The following is a 17,405-nucleotide window of genomic DNA, read 5'->3' as shown; positions in this document are numbered from 1 at the left end:
ATTATTAACTTCTTTTTATTTACGACCATTCTTCTTGTCTTAAAAGTCAAATGGTTAATCGCTTACATTTAATTATTAACAGAACCAATTGCAGCTACAAATTTCCGAGTAATCTCTTGTGGTCTAGTAATCGCTCCACCACTTACAACAGCAAGACATCCTAACTCCATTACTCTTTTCGCCTTTTCTGGGGTATCAATTTTCCCTTCAGCTATAACAGGTAAATCAGTTATCGCTAACACTTCTTTTAGGTAAGCAAAATCATTCATCGACACATCACACCCCTCTGTTTCAGTCGTATAGCCATATAATGTTGTCCCAATAATATCAAAACCTAATTTAATCGCAAATTCAACATCTTCAATTGAGCCGGTATCTGCCATAAGTATAGTATCTGGATACTCTTCACGAATCGTTCCCACGATATCTTGAAGATTTTCACCATTAGGCCGAGAATGAATAGTAGCATCCATCGCGACAATCTCACATCCTGTAGCACAAACTTGACGAACCTCTTTCAATGTTGGCGTTATAAAAACGTCTGATTCTGAGTATACTTTTTTTATAATACCTATAGTCGGTAATGTGACGACATCTCTTATAGCTTGGATATCTACTATAGAATTGGCACGAATACCAACTGCTCCTGATTCTTTTGCTGCTTTGGCCATACGGGACATTATAAAAGAGCTATGAAGTGGCTCTTCAGGCAAAGCTTGACAGGATACAATCAATCCTCCTCTTACTGATTCCATAACACTTTCCTTCATTTGACTTCCTCCTCATTTAACTTATCTTTGTTGACTGCCCAATTAAAAATCAAATCAGGTATTTTTACATTAAGTGACTCGTGCCCATATTCCGGTAAAATATAAAGTTTCTTTTTACACCGTAACCTATTATATATAGCATATTGAGTGGAAGGAGGACACACATCATCTTGCAAACCACATACCATCGTTATTTCACCTCTAATACGAGAGGCAAAATTTTTCACATCGATATATCCTAATGTTTCAAAAAATATTGATTCTGTCTCATATAAGGGATCAGAAAATTTAAAATAACGATGTAATTCATCATATGCTTCTGTATCATAGTTAAGTTGTAGAACACGTCTAAAATCTGAAAGGAATGGGTAAACTGAGAATACTCGCTTTATCTCTGGATTTAGAGCTGCTGATACAAGTGCTAACGCACCACCTTGAGAGTCACCTAAAGTCATTAAATTTGTTTCATCTACCTGTGGAAGTTGACTAATAATTCTCATCAAAATTAAGCTATCTTCATACACATTTTTATAAAACAAGTTATCTGGCCCATCCTGCACCCCTCTAATAATATGTCCTTTAACTGTATTACCACTATGAATAGAATGGTCAGTTGATTTTCCTGATTGGCCTCTTACATCCATCATTACAACTCCAATACCTGCTGCGATATATTTAAAACTTTCAGACCAGTCTGATGATTGACCTTGATAGCCATGAAATTTAAATATAATCGGACACTTTTCTTTTTTAGGAAAACTAACTTTTGCATAAATTTCCGAACCATCCAGCGCATTAAAAAACAACTCATAACAATCTACAAAATCGAATCCTAATGGCTTAGGAACTAACTTGTAACTTAATTCATATTGATTAATTGCAGACACTACATCGTCCCAAAAAAAAGAGAAATTTTGTGGTATTGTGTCTTGACCCTTATACCCTTCCATCTCAAGTTGAGGCATTGTCTCTATCATTTACACCCTCCTTATTTTTTGATAACGCTTTCACTTAGGAGTATATAACATGAAAATTATTTTTGCAATAGTTTTATAGAGATATTTTTTTTCTTAGTTGAGTCGTTATATAAATAAAAGAACCCCGCTCTATTATCACTACGCCAATATAACATGTTTGTTTGTTCAAATAATCGGTTAACGAAATTTCATTCAAAAAAAAGAAACCGTAACGGTTTCTTTTTAATTACCAGTCTCAATTTCACGAATTTTTTCGATTTTTTTTAACTTTCTACGCATCATAGTAATTACAATAATAATAATGAGTATTAATAAAATAATTAAGCCAATCATGACTTTCATTAGTGTACTCATACGTTTAACACTTACTGATTTTTCATTTAAATCCTTAGCTGTTTGGCTCTTAATAGAGAAATCTTCATTCCACTCCCACTCGCCGTAGTCCGAACTCACCTTAATATGAGCTGTATAATCACCAGCTTGGTAGTTGTCTTGTCCCATTAAAATATAATGATCAAATGTGCTATTCGGTGCAAAACTCATCCCTTTTAGCTCATCCTTATATAATGACTTATCCTCACCTTTTTTAGTGACATTTACCTCGTAGAAAGCATCAGGTAAAATATTATATACAGGATTATTTAAACTTACTTTCAAGGCATTGCGACCGCCTGTCAACTCAGGTGTCACACTTTTGAAGGTTAAGTTTGCATCAATATTTTTTTCTGACTCAACTAAAATAACAGGAACCGTGTAAGAAAAGGCATTACGAATCATCTCTTTACTTTTTTCATCTGGCTTTTGTTCGATGTATAAGCCCCCTAAAATTATCCCATCAAAAGGTTCTTTTGGTGTTTTAAATGATACTTTTAGCGTTTTCTTCTCGTGACTCTTCAACTCAAATTCTTCATGATAATCTGCAATTTTTTCAAGTGATACTTTATCATTGATTACTTTTTTATCTGATGCATAATTAATGCTACCTTGATTATTAGTAGCGGCATCTTTAATAGCTGCTTCCATTTTTATTGGCTCTTTACTCTCATTTGTTACGTCTACCGAAAATGAAACATCCGTATTAGGTTTTACCTTCAGTTTAAAATCTGTTTCCGAATCATCCATTTTTTCCTTTGATTGGATTAATTTCGGTGTAAATTGTAATTTATTTTCATTAGCTTGTGTACTTTCTATACTCATTGTACAGAAGGCAACGCTCATGACAGTGACTAGAATTGTTTTTATCTTTTTCATGGCTTCTCCTTATATCAGAAAAAACGAGACTAAGTCTCGTTTTTTTATTTATTTAGATACTGGTGACATGAATGTGTCTTCTACTTTTACATCACCTGTTAAATTCCAGTTTAAGTCTGCTTTATAGCTTCCTTTTCTGATTTTTCCGATTTCACTTTGTGGAATAACTAAATTAATCTTATCATCTTCTCGTTTTTCAGTAGCACCGGGTGTTGTTGACATCCCCATAGACCATGTTCCACGAGCACCATCGCCTGATGCAGTTACTAACTGTTGACGATCGCCTTGATCTAACTTCATTACTTGAGTTGACCAGCTTGGTGCTTCAGTTGGTGTAGCAGTCGTTCCTACTGCAAAGATAGGAGCTGATGTGAAAGTAATTGTTGCTCCTGTAATTTCTTTAGAATCTGTTTTAGGTGCTGGAGTTTCTTCAGCTTGTCTTTGAAGAGTTGTTGCAGTTACACCTAAATCCCAAGTTGGATTATCTTCACCACGTAAGTCTGATACTTGTACAAAGTGAGCTGTTTTTTGTTCTGCCGTACGAATAGCTGGTAATACTAAATCTTTACCTTCATTTTTAATTTTTTGAGTTCCGAAATTAAAACTTGGTGCCCAGTCAATACGTAATGCACCTTTACCACCTGTACCACCTTCACCGCCTTCACCTGGATCAACTGGTTTACCTGGTTCTTCTGGATCTGTCGGCGGCGTAACTCCTTCATCATCTTGAATAAAGTTAACTTTTGCATCTGTTTTAACATTAAATGGGTCTTTATTTTCCTCTGCATGTGAAACCACACCTACTGCTGTTGTTGCTAATAGTGATGCTGCTAAAAATAATCCTGATACTTTTTTCATAATTAATCCCATCCTTTATAAGTAGTTTTTATTTTAATTTTCTTTATATATATTACGAAGAGAGTCGCACTAATGATCAAGCTCCCTATAATAATCCAATACATTGATTCTTTTTCACCTGTTTGGGGTAACCAGCCGGGACGATTAGTAGTCGAACCTGTATTAGTCCAAGACAAGTGTTGGCCCGAACCTCCATCGCCTTTCGGTGGTGTTGGTAAAGCGGGTGGTGGTGTTGGCAGAGCCGGGTAAGTTGGACCATCATTTAAAAAACTAACGCCTACGTCTGTCGCTACCCCGTCCTGCTCTTCTGCCTGTGCTATCATCACCGTGTTCGCTACCCCAAAAATCATTAAACAGCTTATTAAAAAGGTTCTAATCTTTTCCATGTTGATCCCCCTTTTTAACCGGTGTTGCAAATGTTAAATGATCGATTTCTTTGCTCTTAACTGGTGTCACATTCCAATTTAGTGTTGTTTTATAAGATTCATTTGCTCTCGCCCAAGATGAGCTTGGGTTTGTTAATTCTAGTTCAACAGAAAATAAATCGTTCGGATTCGCTAAATCTGACTCTAATTTCTTCATACTTTGATTTTCTAAACGATATCCGCCATCAAGTAATAGTGAGTCTGTTTTAATTTCACCTGTTGTTAAATCATTTGCCATTAAATCAATAGCTGAACGTTCAACTTTTTTTTCATCTTTTGAGAATTGTGTGGCTGAGACTGAAAGTCCCCAACCGTCCGCTGCATAACGTCCATCTTCAACAGTCAATTTAGAAGATTGACCAGCTTGCATTCGTTTATGTTGTTCCGAATTAATCTTTACTTCATAATCCAGATTATTCGATACACTTAATGATAATTTACCATCAGTTACAGTGAGCTTAAACGTTCCTTCAAGGTCTGTTTTATTAACCGTCCCTTTAGCTGTAAGTATATATATTCCTGGTTGGTATCCCGTTTCTGGCAAACCTGTAATAGTAATAGTATCCATTGGAACATCTACTATTTGCCCGACAGAAGGGTCTAACATTTTAACCGTTACCCCTTTTAATAACACTTCCCTCAAATCATCTGGTGAAATCAATTCACGATCTGGATTAGGTTCGTTTATTTCTGGAGCATTTTTGATTAAATCTTTCGATTGTAGGGTTAAATCTTTCGTCTCCATCCAAGGATTTGTTTCCAAATCGAGAACCGTTAAATTTTCTTTACCAATACTACGAGTATTCCCTGCTTTATCTGTTAGGATTACATCTACTTGACGTTTTTCATCCTTAGCGGTTGCCGTCTTAACAGCCTCTTCAAGCTTGCTCATATCTTGATAGCTCACTTTAATATCATCCTCTGTAAGACTTGGATTTGAATCAGATTTAGTTTTAACAAAGATAGCCGCTTTTTCAGGAACCTTTCCAACTTCAGTAAAGACTTCTGGATGCAATTCTCCCTCAGGAGGTGTTCCATCTAGCACAACTAACTTCTCTGAGAATAAAACCTCACCTTTGCCATTAACTAACTCATACGTTACCGTTGAATCTGCAATTAAAAGGTCATCTTCTTGTAACCCATATAAGAATGAATAATCCGTATCTTCCTTAACTACAGGCGTTTCAACTACTTTTGCTTCTCCAGCTTTTGTCTTAATGCCACTGATTCTAACTTTATAATTCTCTGATTCATTAAAATTAGCAATTCTTACCATGCCATCTAGTTGAGTTGTTGGCTTTTCAATCGGAGAGGTTTCGCTGCCTTCTTTCAAGTTCGTTTTTCTATCAGAAATAGTAGCGAGCTTAAAGCCTTCTTCAAAAGGATTAATTGTATATTCGACACTACTTTGTTTAACAATAGACTTCACTAAATCCCCTTTATAACCATCTTGTCTGACTTTAAAATTATCTTTTACAACCGTCGGCTCAGTTAATTTTAAAGTTTTATCTGCAATAAAAGGAACTCTAATAGTGATGCTCTTAAAGTAATGTTTATCACTTTCTGGACCAAGGGGACCAAGCCCATCAAACTGAATAGACCCTTTATCCGTTATCACATCAAAATCTTCTGGCTTAGCTTCAAGCTTACTGCCATCATAATGTGTATACGTCACTTTAATTTTATCTTTTTCTTCTTGAGTAAGTCCCTCTTTAGCTAAACTGTTGTATTCGTTAAGTGACGCATTAACATGTAACCTATTAAGCTTTTGTTTTCCACCGTCATAATCAATTTGATACTCATAAAACAATTCATCGCCAGACTTGACGATATCTGTTGTGTGATTAACCGATTCTTCCTCTTTAGAAACTTTTTTGACATCCTGTACTTGTTTCGTCCCACCTAAATCAGGTAGTTCTTCAAAAACAATCGCATTAACAGAGGCATTGCTTCCTGTTGCACCGGTAAATCCCCAGTATATATACGGATTATCTTCACTGACACCAAGACGATTAAGTTCTAAAGAATCATTTGGGTACTCATTTTTTAGTTCCTCGGTTGCCCACTCATTTTTATCTTCAAATAACGTATCTGTGTGTTTATCACCATCATTATCTGTAAAAGTATAACTTAAAGCATAACTGGTAGTCCCATCATCATTCTTTTTCTTATCATAATTGATTTCAAAATCATGCCACGATCCATTTGCCTGATGATGTTTAGCATCAAAATTCATTGTTTTGAAATTGTTACTGTACCTTGCGTGATACAAACTAGGGGGATTGCTGCCTTTATACGAAGCAATCAATGATGGGTAATAACCTGCGATATGAAAGTCAGCTGGATCTGCGCCTTCTCCTGTCGGTCTATCTAGTCCACCACTATTTTTATGTGTATCAAACTCAACTGCATAACTATTTTGTATGGCATTTTCCCAGGGCTTATCCTTTTTTTCCGATGAACGTCCCATCAAACCAAGCGATGCTCCTCCACTATCTTTACCAAGTGCATTACTATTACCGTTAGAATCAATAAATTGTGGATCATTTTGAAGGACAAACGCCATACCATCTGCTGCATCTGCTTCTTTTTGTCCGAAATAAAGTTTCATCTTAGCATGAAAGGATTTCGTTAAATCAATTCGATAGCCTGGCGTTGACCAAATTGATCCCACCTGACTTTGGGAACCATCTGTAACGATTACCACATCCGTATTCGTTTTATCATTATGGAGAACTTGTGCTTTATTATTTTGTGTATCTGCTCTTCTAAAAATATCATCTGTTCTAAGACCGGCTGGTGCTTCCGCAACGATTTCTTCTAGTGGTTTTTCGCTTGCTTTCACTATGCCTTTAGTGTTTTTTTTATTTTTTGGAGATATTTTATCTTCATTTTTTTTAGAAGGAGAAGCTATCTCTTTTATTTTAGTCGCTTCTTCTACTCTTGTTGGATAAAGTAAAGGTGTGTCGAGATTCACTTTTGCAATCAAGTTATCCATCTTCTTCAAAAAATTAGTCGTTGATTTACCATCAATTTCTCGCGCATAATCTAAACATCGCTTATAAGCATCTTGAAACTGTGAATCATCCTCATTATCAATTTTAATTGAACTAACATTCTTAAAAACATCTTTAGAAGACATTTTTTCTGTTTTTGAAACAAAATCGAGTATTTCGTTTTTTTCCTTTTCGAAATTATGTGGATTCTTTAATTTTTTTACTATTTTTGTGAAAAATGAAATAAGATTTTCTTTGCTTTCATTTTCAAAAGAAACTGATGAATTTACTTTTTCCTCACCTTGGATAATTTTAAGATTATCTTCTGCTAACGCCATAACTGAACCTGAACTTAACATGCAATTTGAAAACAAACAGAAAACAAACGAACCTTTAAGTATTTTTTTATACACATTTTCCCTCCTTCCTTATTTTTAATTCACAAAATACGACTTATTATATTTTCATATTATCCCCATTAATTAATTTTTGCAAACAATAACTCATGAGAAAAATAACACTAATTTCAATTATCCGATTTATTATAATCTATTTAATTCATATAAAAACCGCTGTTTTCACCTCATCTATCATCTGTGAAATGAGTATTTTTTAATCTATATTTAATTAATTTATTATAAAATACGTATTAAATACGCCATATATATATATATAAAGTCTGAATTTGACTCATACAAAAACACAAAAATGAAAATAAAATCCAATACCCACCCTTTATTGAACCAGACTGAAAAACATGTCGATTTTACATGTCACCAATTTTTAAAGAGACAATTCCTCCTTTTTATCCTGTTTAATTACAAAAAAAAGATGCGCAAATGCGCATCTTTTTTAACTCTATTTAAACCTTTACTTCACCAAACCATTTAGAAGTAGATCTACGGTTCGGCTGAGTTGTTCTTTTGTTTTCTCTTTCTTATACTGATGAGAAATACTCATCACAGCACCTAAATGATACATCAAATGTGTTGTAGCCTCTTCTGGAGTCACATCCTCCCTTAAATCAGCTTCTTTAAAGACTGAAATAAACGGAGCAAGATATGCTGTTTGATACATGACATAAAACTCTTTTTGATTTTCTTCAGACATAATTTCTTTAAAATCTTCTAACATACTAAAAAAATTCGCTGGATGAATTGTCATCAAGGCTGTCATCATTTCCACTAATTTCTCTTCAGGTGAACACTTTTTAGCTAACAGTTCCACTTGAACTTTTTCAATATCTTTAATAATTTCCTCTACTACGCATTTGAATAACACTTTTTTATTTTTGAAATGGTGATACAAATTAGGTTGGGTAATGCCACACTGCTCGGCAATTGCACGGGTTGAGGTCGCTTGATACCCTTGATTGAGAAAAAGCTGACGGGCAACATCTAAGATAGTCGCTTTTGTTTGATCTGCTAATTCTTTACGCGTCATTGTCATAAGTACGCTCCTCCACTTTTCTTTCCTACCTAGTGTACCATTCCTTACCTAAATAGACTAGACCACCTCTGTTAACTGACCATCTTCAATGCGACAGACACGGTGACAATATTTAAGTAACCGTTCATCATGGGTTACCATGACAATCCCCGTTTTTTCTTGTTCCGCTAAACGAGCTAGTAAGGCTGCCACTTCGAAAGCACGGTCACTATCCAAACTTGCTGTCGGTTCATCCGCCAAGATTATTTCTGGTTTATGGTACAACGCTGTAGAAATTGCCACACGTTGACGTTCTCCCCCCGATAAATCTTTCGGATAACTATTCATTAATTTTTCTATATCCAATAACTCTGCTAATTTTTGACGATAGTCTGGGTCTTTTTTAGAACGGTCATTTTTTTCGATTAATTTAAATTGTTCCGCTACTTTTAGAAAAGGGACCAGATTAGATTGTTGTAGGATAAAACCTAATTTATCAAAACGTAATTTAACTAAATCTTTAGCTGCAACTGTTTTTAAATCTTGATCATCAATAATAACATTACCTGATGTCGGCTCTAAGAGTCCTGCAATGACTTTTAAAAACGTACTTTTCCCTGAACCAGATGGCCCAATGACGGCTACTAATTCCCCTGGATTCACATAAAAATTAATATCAGTTAAAGCATTGACTTGTTTTTTACCTTTCCCAAATACTTTGTTTACATTTTTTAATTCGATTGCTCGTTTCATATCATTACCCTCCTATTGCGTCTAATGGATTGACTTTTGCTACAGTAATTGTTGAGAAGACACCGCCTAAAATAGCGAAAATGATTAAGCCGATACCATAAATTCCAGCTTCAGTTAAATTCGTAGCATAAGGCATACTTGCTGGTAATACTAAGGTTGTTAGATACGTTAAACCAGCCCCTACTGCTACACCTATCAATGCTAAGAAAAAGGTTTGAATCAAAACTGATTTCGCTAAATAACGTGTTGCAACACCTTGAATTTTTAAAATCCCAAACATTTCTGTTTTCTGTAGCGTCATCACATAAATAAAAACGCCAATAACAAACGCTGAGATAACAAGTAAGAAATAAACCATTCCATTAAGCGTTAATTTTTGTTCACTGTATCCAGGTAGCGCTTCGATAAAGTCAGTTGTTTTAATCGCAACTAAATTTTTATCATCTATCACTTTATTACTCGCATCTCTGTAGACAATGCCGTTATACATTGTGCCTTTAGGTGGCGTCTCACCAAAACGTAAATCATTTACAGTCGCAACAGACGCATAGATAACTGGCGTAATACGGTATGAACTTGTTGGTGTTATCCCAACAATCGTAAATGTATCTTCACTACTTCCAAGTTTAACTTTGTCGCCTATCTTATAGCCTTTATCAGCTAAGGATTGAGAGACTAAAATTTCATTTTTCTTTTCATAACGACGCCCTTTAGTAATGTCAGGGTCTACTATTTTTTGATTAGATGATCCAAAAATTGAAATATTTTCTTTGTCATCAGATTTTCCATTTTCATGTTGCATGGCATATGACCCTTGAACAATGCCTTCCACAACTTTGGCATCTACTTCTTTTAATACCTTCTCATCGATGTTAGACGCTTGTAAATTCTTATTCGCCTCATCCGTCAAAATAATTCCTTCTGCCCGCCATGAATCAACCTCTTTACTACTTCCCTGAGCTAGACCATTTGCTAGTCCTGACAAAATGAATACTAGCCATGATATCAGCACCATGATAAAAATTATTAAGGCAAACTTCCCTTTTGAATAGGCCATTTCTTTAATAGATAAAAACATATATTGTACCCCTTTCGTTCTCCACAAAATTCACTTATCAAGTGATAAACAGATGATATCACTTATCTTTTGATAAATGAAAATAAATGCTCACCCCAACCTTATTTTTTTCATTTCATGGTACACTACCCTTAGATTTACAAAAAAGGAGTGAGCACACTATGATTTACTATCAATCAAATGCCGTCCTGACACCTAATCAACTTGATACTTTGTATTCAAGCGTTGGTTACGCCACTTGTACTGAAGATTTAGACAAATTGACTCGAGCACTTTCCAAATCACTTATTGTTATTACCGCTTGGCATAATACCACCCCAGTCGGCTTAATTCGAGCTGTTGGTGATGGTGAAACAATTCTCTATATACAAGAAATTCTCGTTGACCCTTCCAATCAAAATAAAGGAATCGGCACACAACTGCTAACTGAAGTGCTTGATGCCTATCCTGATGCAGAACAACATGTCCTCCTAAAAGAAGCCACTCTTACCCTTGGTAACTTTTATGACTCACTTGGATTCGTACCTTACAATGATGGAAAAGAACTCGTTCTGTATCAACTCAACTAAAAAAGGACTAGCCTAGGCTAGTCCTTTTTTTCAAACTGTGAAATAATCAAATCCGCTTCTTCTTTAAATTGTTTTTTTCCAAATCCTGGTCTTTGATAGTGGCTAAATTTATAAATAGAACTGTTAGGGAAATACAAAGTCATTAACCGTTTAATCTCTCTATCATTATTTAAATCACTTCCCAAGAAAATAAAGATAGGGTCTTCTTTAATGCCGACAATATCGTACAACTCGTATTTTAATCCTTCTATATTTTTCAAATAGAGTTCTGGAGAATCTTTCAATAAAGGCTTCAATCCACTTCCGTCTTTTGTCGCAATCCCCATAGCTTTCCACTCTTTGTCATCACTATTAAATTTAAAAAAATCAGTCATGTAAGCACCTTCTACACATGTTCCTTTAAAGGAATCATTCAGCGCTTTTTTTCCATAACTTCCACCATATTGGTTACTCATATAATTAATCCCTTTTAGGGCTTCCAAAAATTCATCATCATTTTTTTCCTTGTCTAAAAGTAAAGCTTCAATTCCATTACTAATGCCAAAATTTAATCCAACAATCACGACATTAGCATGCAACTTACCTTCTAACTTTTCATGAAATTCCTCTTCATTTGCAACTAATAATGGCTCTGCTTTATTTCCTTTATGTTCCTCAGTCCAATACGCGAAACTTGCAATATGAGGATATTTCGTTTCTATTTTTTTATAATTCTCCCAGGTTATAGTATTAGTCATTTTATTTTCCTCCTTAAGTATCTATTGTCTACTTGGTTTTATTTCGTTTACATACCATTTATAAATATCGTAAGCTTGGTCATCACTTTCAAAAATACGTTTTTTTAACTCCAATTCAACTTGTCGTGCCAAGAGTCGTTCTGGAATAGTCCACCCCGTTAAATAATCAGCTAATTGCAACGTTGGTGTATACGTAAACTGACCATCTGTTTTAATTTTCCCTGGTACTTGTCGTTGCCACTTGCCTTTTAATAACGTAAAAGCTTCCCGGTCACCAGCTAGACTTCGTTCTGTCAGTTCTCGTTCCACTTGTTTTGTAAAATAAGTAGTCATATGTGGGTCAATAAAATTTGATAGTTCCTCATTTGTCATGAGTGTCACATCTTGAGAACCTACTTTTGATTCACCACCATTAAATCTTATCCGTCTGATTTCTGTCATAGAAACTCCTCCTTAAATAGTTATAATCCTAAAGTTAACAATTCAGCAACCGTTTCAGAAAAAGTCAACTCATGAAAAGCAACCTCTTGCGTTCGCTTGGTCATTCCTGTATAGCTAATTTGTCTTGATGACCTTAAAGGAATACCAGAATCACTCGTCCAATAGTCAAAGTTCGTTAGTTTTCCTAATTCATAAGTTGGATTAGCGGTTCTAAATATCCCTGTACAAAGACGTTCATCACGTGCCAACTCTATTCCATTTTTAGCAGCTAATTCAATTATGGCTACCCCCACTTTGGTAGCACCTTCACCTGTACTTTCTAAGTCTAGTTTTAATTGAAAGTGACCGTATATACTAGGAAAATCCTCTACAGTAACCGCTCGACTTAGTCCAAAGAACTTATTTGATGACCAACAGCGAAACTGACCTTGAAACCCACCTAATTCAAAATCTACAGGTTCATCGCTAAAAGAGTCAAAATCTTCTACCGCTGTGATTTCTTGTTTGATAGACTGAGAATAACGTGTGTAAATAAACCTACTCTCATTTAGTTGTTCTGAAGTTAATTCATATGGAAATAAGAAGGTTTCCTTTATTTCAAGTGCCGACATACCGTTTAAGAAACTATACAAGACACTCGCTAACTGTTCTAATTCAATCTTCTCAAGGATAATGTCACCTGCTTCATTTTCTAAATCAAAATAAGGGTCATCCGACCACCACATGTGTTCCTTTACTTCAGATTGACGTAGAAGGCAATTACCAAATTCGTCATAAATGTGTACACAACCGTCTTCATCTTCCTCCTCATGGTTAGAAAGAATCACATCATAATCTTGTATCTCTTCAAGAGGCGTACACGCTATTTGATCAAACAAATCTAATCCACTTATCGTTTCCCATGAGTCCAAATATTTTTGAGTATAGCCCGTTAACTTATACCCACATTCATTAATTTTTTCAACTAGGGAAAAAATAGCTTCTTGATTTTCAACATCATGCGTTAAAGCGGGACGTACTTCTGTCAGCAACCTTGGTAATTCGCTCTCTAACTCGTCTTTCGTCACATCTTCTAAATACATTCTTGAGTTATAATCAAATACTTCAAAGCGGTCTACCTCGAATACAAGTGGTGCTTTTTGTGCAGATAAAACACGTTCACTTTCTTCTTTAATAAGAGGTATAGTAACTGCATAGTCGTACGTTAAATAATTAAATTCTAAACGTCTTGCCTCAAGATATTTTTCTAAATCTAGATTAACTTTGGTCATTGCTGACACTCCCCTCAACATTGTCTTAAGTATGTTCATGAGAAAAGGCTTTCTTTCTCTTACCTACTCCTTTATACTAACATTACAAGGCGACATATTATGACGTAGGAGGCAATTTATGACTAGTCAAACACGAATTTTAGAACTATTTTTAGATTTTTTAAATGAAAAACGTTTAAGTTCTACAGAAATAGCTGAGCTTTACACTATCAGTACAAGAACAGCACAACGAGATTTAGCCTTAATTAAAGAGGCCTGTGAAGAATCAGATTTAAAATATACGTTGACTACCGATACTCTCGGTGAAAAATACCGCCTTGAGCGTCACAGTGAGCAACTTAATTTAGCAGATGCGACTGCTATTTTAAAAATATTACTAGCGGTGAGAGCTCTACACAAGACAGAGTTACTACGAATAGTCGACCAACTTTCGGCCTCATTGAACCAGAAAGATCGACTCTTATTTAACAACATCTCCTCTAGTGAACTCCACGGCTATAAACAAGTCTCTCACGGCCAACAACTATTAGAAAAAATAGACTTTTTATTAGATTTAATAGAAAATAACTTAGGCTTTACCGCAGTCTATCATCATGAGGATAAAAAGAACGATAGACCTATCATTGGCGTCCCATTATCCTTGATGTTTGATCAACATTATTTCTATATCAGAACTTACGTCTATGAAAAGGAGATAGTTATCAACTATAGACTAGACCGTCTGATAGATATAAGCCCCAGAGAGTTGGAGACTCGTGATAAAATTAGAGCCACTGTTGAAGATGGTGATTTGCGAAAACGAGCCCCTTTTATGTTCTCAGGTCGAGATACCCAAGTCACATTCAAATTTTGGGGAGCTAAAGAAATTGTCAAAGATAAATTTCCAGATGCTACCATTACCCTTAATCCTAAAGATGGCGCCTATGATGTGAAAGCTTATGTTTACGATACCGGTGTTACCTATTGGCTGCTTAGCCAAGGAAGCCAAGTCAAAGTGACAGGGCCTATCGGATTTAAAAATAAGATAATAGATGAGATAAACAAAATGCAGCAACTGTATCATTCCTAAAAAAGGTGTGACATCCTAATAAGATGTCACACCTTTTTTAATTGAACTCTTCAAGAAAATCTCTGACTAAAATTAAATAAAAAATAAGAAAAAACAACTCATTTTACTCATTTTTTTATGATATAACTATAAAAAAGTCATTTTGAAAGGTGAGCTTATGAAACAACGAGAAACTATACTTTTTTCAAAAAGAAAATTAATTGTTATTTTTCTTTTATTTATGCTAGTTATTTTTTTAGTAGGTAAACTCCTTTTAGAGAAGCAACGCCATCATTATGATATAAAACTCTCTCAATTACATCATGATATTAAATCTCTAAAGACTGAAAACAACCAATTAAAGCAATCGACATCACCTTCTGGCGTTAGCAATGCTAACACGCCAATTGATAACTCTTTAACAACTGATTACCCTGATTTAAAAAAAGAAATTATAGACACATTAACTCATGAAAATACAAGCGGAACTGTTCTCGCCATTAAAAATAATCATCTTTTTTTAAACGAAGGTCTCAACTACTCTAATAAAGAACTAAAAAAGAAAAACACGGCTGACTCTGAATTTATGATTGCTTCTATCCAAAAAACATTTACTGCTACTGCCATTATGTTATTAGTCGAAAATGATAAACTTTCTCTCACGACTCCATTATCTACCTTCTATCCCGACATACCTAATAGTGACACGATTACAATTAGACAACTTTTAGACATGACTAGCGGGTTAGTTGTAGACTCTTATCCAAAAAAAGCACTCAATGAAGAAGAAGCTTTAGCCGAGATAATAACTCATATTCGTTATAAAGAACCTTCTTTAAAATGGCATTATTCAGCTGTTAACTATAATTTACTTGCAGGAATCATAAGCAAATTAACTTATGAATCTTACGAAGACTTTATTGAAGAAGCCATTTTACAACCTTTAAATTTAAAACAAACAGGGTTCTACACTACCTTTAATACCTTGCCTAACAAAACAACAGCATACTATGGTACAATCCGCTCGCCTTATAAAAAAGTAAGCACTATTCTAAAACAATATTATACTGCCGAAATTGGGACTGGAAATATGTATACCTCGACATTAGATTTACTTACTTATTTTAAAAAATTAATAAATGGAGAACTTCTTAAAAAAAATAATCTAAAGACATTATGGACCAATCAACCGCAAAACTACTTTTATACTTATGCAAGTGGTGTCTACCATAATGATGGTTATTTTTATTCTCACGGCATCCTTAAAGGCTATGAATCCTCTGCTTATTTCACGTCAGATGGTGAAAATGGTATTATATTTTTAAGTAATTCTTATAATAAAAACCACCCTACAAAAAAAATAATTCAAGGACTATTTAATAAAATAACAGCGAATAAATAAAAACTTTGACTGCTTTTATCAGTAGAATCGATAAAAGGAGCTGATTTAAATGATGAAAAACCTGTTTCACCTTATAAACACTCCATAACAAAGAAAGTTTTTTCAATAAAAATGATTACGTCTATACCGAATATTTTGACCAGCATATTTGCCCTAACTTAAAAAATATAAACTATTCAACTTCCCCACTACTTAGCAAATATAACAATCAGGCAATAAAACTAAAGTTATTGCGAGTCATTTATGGAAAGTATCTTTGGATAAGCCCGAAGAGATTCGAAAGCAAATAAGTAAGCAATTATTTGAAATAGCAAAAGAATGTCAAGACTTACGATATACTAATGCTATAGGAAACAAAAAATGCACATGAATTTAGAATTACTTTCGCTTCTCTAACTATAAAAAAAACAAACACCTCATTCAAAAGAACAATGTGTTTGTCTTCAAGATAAATCATTGGTTACTACCGACACAGTTGAGTTAGTTATATAAAAAAAGTGATAACCCGGTACGATGGTTATCACTTTTTTTATATAACTTGCTGGAACAACGCGGCTTGTTCCTTTAGAACCTTAACTAATTTATCTATCCCTTTACTCTTCAGGCGACTAGTCGGACCAGACACACTTAAAGAACAAACTAACTTTTGATTTTTATTATAAATCGGCACTGCATAACATGATAAACCATATTCATATTCTTCATTATCCACTGCGATATTCTCTACTTTAATTTGTTGTTGCTCCTTTTTAAAGTTAGCCACATCTGTCAATGTATTAACGGTACGTGCTCTGACTGTTTTAAAATAGGCTTCCAAATCGTTGTCCGACCACTGACTTAAGAATAACTTTCCCATTCCCGAACAATATAACGGACTAACAGGTAATAGTGTAGTCTGAAGCTGATAAAACTCACCCTCGATTGTATTGATAATTAAAACTTCATCCTCGTACTCTACACCCAAATTGACACTCTCACCTGTTTGTTCTCTGATTTCTTTCATGAAAGGTTCTGCTAAATTTGATAGTTGGTCACTTTTCCCAGCATTTTGGGCATACTTGGCAATTTGATAATCCAAAATATATTTTTGATCAGGTTTTTGTTTAATAGCATGAACTGCTTCTAATGATTTAATCAATCTAAAAACCGTCGTTTTAGATAAACCTGTGCGTTCAGTAATTTCTGTAACGCCCATTTCTTGATGGTTATTCAATAAATCTAAAATTTCAAATGCATCCGTTATATTTTTAATAATAGGACTTTTTGTCATAAGCTACTCCTTTTACCGTATTCTTTATTATTATTGTATCATATTTTCGTTTGTTAATTTCCACACAAAGTGTTGCCTTTTTATATAATCTAGTGTAACATTCAAATCGGAACATGTTCCACATTTTATAA

General features: G+C 34.5%; 16 protein-coding genes. 3 read left to right on the top strand and 13 right to left on the bottom strand.

Going from position 1 to position 17,405, the window contains the following annotated elements:
• Positions 1–68: 68 nt before the first annotated feature.
• From OL233_RS07905 to OL233_RS07865, 9 genes are all read right to left on the bottom strand, one after another.
• Entirely contained in the window at positions 69–770 is a 702-nt protein-coding gene (locus tag OL233_RS07905; protein WP_275471793.1) for an N-acetylmannosamine-6-phosphate 2-epimerase, read from the bottom strand.
• Positions 767–1,747: an acetylxylan esterase gene (locus OL233_RS07900; protein WP_275471792.1), complete on the bottom strand. Its 981-nt coding sequence runs from the start codon at positions 1,745–1,747 to the stop codon at positions 767–769. The genes OL233_RS07905 and OL233_RS07900 overlap by 4 nt, the downstream gene beginning before the upstream one ends.
• A gap of 222 nt (positions 1,748–1,969) precedes the next feature.
• Positions 1,970–2,998, bottom strand: coding sequence for a DUF3324 domain-containing protein (locus OL233_RS07895; RefSeq protein ID WP_275471791.1), 1,029 nt, complete (start codon positions 2,996–2,998; stop codon positions 1,970–1,972).
• Between the two features lie 48 nt (positions 2,999–3,046).
• Positions 3,047–3,856, bottom strand: a complete 810-nt coding sequence (locus tag OL233_RS07890) for a WxL domain-containing protein (protein WP_275471790.1) — start codon at positions 3,854–3,856, stop codon at positions 3,047–3,049.
• Positions 3,857–3,858: 2 nt separating this feature from the next.
• Positions 3,859–4,242 carry an EF2685/EF0750 family sortase-dependent surface protein gene (locus OL233_RS07885; RefSeq protein ID WP_275471789.1) on the bottom strand — a complete coding sequence of 128 codons (384 nt, stop codon included), beginning with the start codon at positions 4,240–4,242 and terminating at the stop codon, positions 3,859–3,861.
• Complete coding sequence (locus OL233_RS07880; protein WP_275471788.1) at positions 4,229–7,690, bottom strand: L-type lectin-domain containing protein; 3,462 nt, start codon at positions 7,688–7,690, stop codon at positions 4,229–4,231. Before OL233_RS07880 ends, OL233_RS07885 begins: the two co-directional genes overlap by 14 nt.
• Positions 7,691–8,147: 457 nt before the next feature.
• Positions 8,148–8,726: a TetR/AcrR family transcriptional regulator gene (locus OL233_RS07875; protein ID WP_275471787.1), complete on the bottom strand. Its 579-nt coding sequence runs from the start codon at positions 8,724–8,726 to the stop codon at positions 8,148–8,150.
• A 57-nt stretch (positions 8,727–8,783) separates the two neighbouring features.
• Entirely contained in the window at positions 8,784–9,458 is a 675-nt protein-coding gene (locus OL233_RS07870) for an ABC transporter ATP-binding protein (RefSeq protein ID WP_275471786.1), read from the bottom strand.
• Positions 9,459–9,462: 4 nt separating this feature from the next.
• The gene (locus tag OL233_RS07865; protein WP_275471785.1) at positions 9,463–10,536 is read right to left on the bottom strand and encodes an ABC transporter permease; all 1,074 of its coding nucleotides are present in this window, start codon (positions 10,534–10,536) and stop codon (positions 9,463–9,465) included.
• 161 nt (positions 10,537–10,697) lie between these two features.
• Between OL233_RS07865 and OL233_RS07860 the strand changes: the two genes are divergently transcribed.
• Positions 10,698–11,105 carry a GNAT family N-acetyltransferase gene (locus OL233_RS07860; protein ID WP_275471784.1) on the top strand — a complete coding sequence of 136 codons (408 nt, stop codon included), beginning with the start codon at positions 10,698–10,700 and terminating at the stop codon, positions 11,103–11,105.
• A gap of 17 nt (positions 11,106–11,122) precedes the next feature.
• On the opposite strand, the gene OL233_RS07855 is transcribed toward OL233_RS07860, so the two are convergent.
• The 3 genes from OL233_RS07855 to OL233_RS07845 are packed head-to-tail and all read right to left on the bottom strand — an operon-like array spanning position 11,123 to position 13,554.
• Positions 11,123–11,842, bottom strand: coding sequence for a hypothetical protein (locus OL233_RS07855; RefSeq protein WP_275471783.1), 720 nt, complete (start codon positions 11,840–11,842; stop codon positions 11,123–11,125).
• A 21-nt stretch (positions 11,843–11,863) separates the two neighbouring features.
• Complete coding sequence (locus OL233_RS07850) at positions 11,864–12,283, bottom strand: hypothetical protein (RefSeq protein WP_275471782.1); 420 nt, start codon at positions 12,281–12,283, stop codon at positions 11,864–11,866.
• Between the two features lie 20 nt (positions 12,284–12,303).
• Positions 12,304–13,554, bottom strand: coding sequence for a hypothetical protein (locus OL233_RS07845; protein WP_275471781.1), 1,251 nt, complete (start codon positions 13,552–13,554; stop codon positions 12,304–12,306).
• A 118-nt stretch (positions 13,555–13,672) separates the two neighbouring features.
• Between OL233_RS07845 and OL233_RS07840 the strand changes: the two genes are divergently transcribed.
• Positions 13,673–14,623 (top strand): helix-turn-helix transcriptional regulator, encoded by a 951-nt coding sequence (locus tag OL233_RS07840; protein WP_275471780.1) that lies wholly within the window; start codon positions 13,673–13,675, stop codon positions 14,621–14,623.
• A gap of 157 nt (positions 14,624–14,780) precedes the next feature.
• Entirely contained in the window at positions 14,781–16,004 is a 1,224-nt protein-coding gene (locus OL233_RS07835; protein ID WP_275471779.1) for a serine hydrolase domain-containing protein, read from the top strand.
• A gap of 529 nt (positions 16,005–16,533) precedes the next feature.
• Here the strand turns inward: OL233_RS07835 and OL233_RS07830 are convergent.
• Positions 16,534–17,274, bottom strand: coding sequence for an IclR family transcriptional regulator (locus OL233_RS07830; protein WP_275471778.1), 741 nt, complete (start codon positions 17,272–17,274; stop codon positions 16,534–16,536).
• Positions 17,275–17,405 lie beyond the last annotated feature (131 nt).

Origin of the sequence: Vagococcus proximus, from assembly GCF_029143285.1 — a bacterium.
Lineage (GTDB): Bacteria > Bacillota > Bacilli > Lactobacillales > Vagococcaceae > Vagococcus_D > Vagococcus_D proximus.
This window is presented reverse-complemented; position numbering and strand designations above follow the sequence as displayed.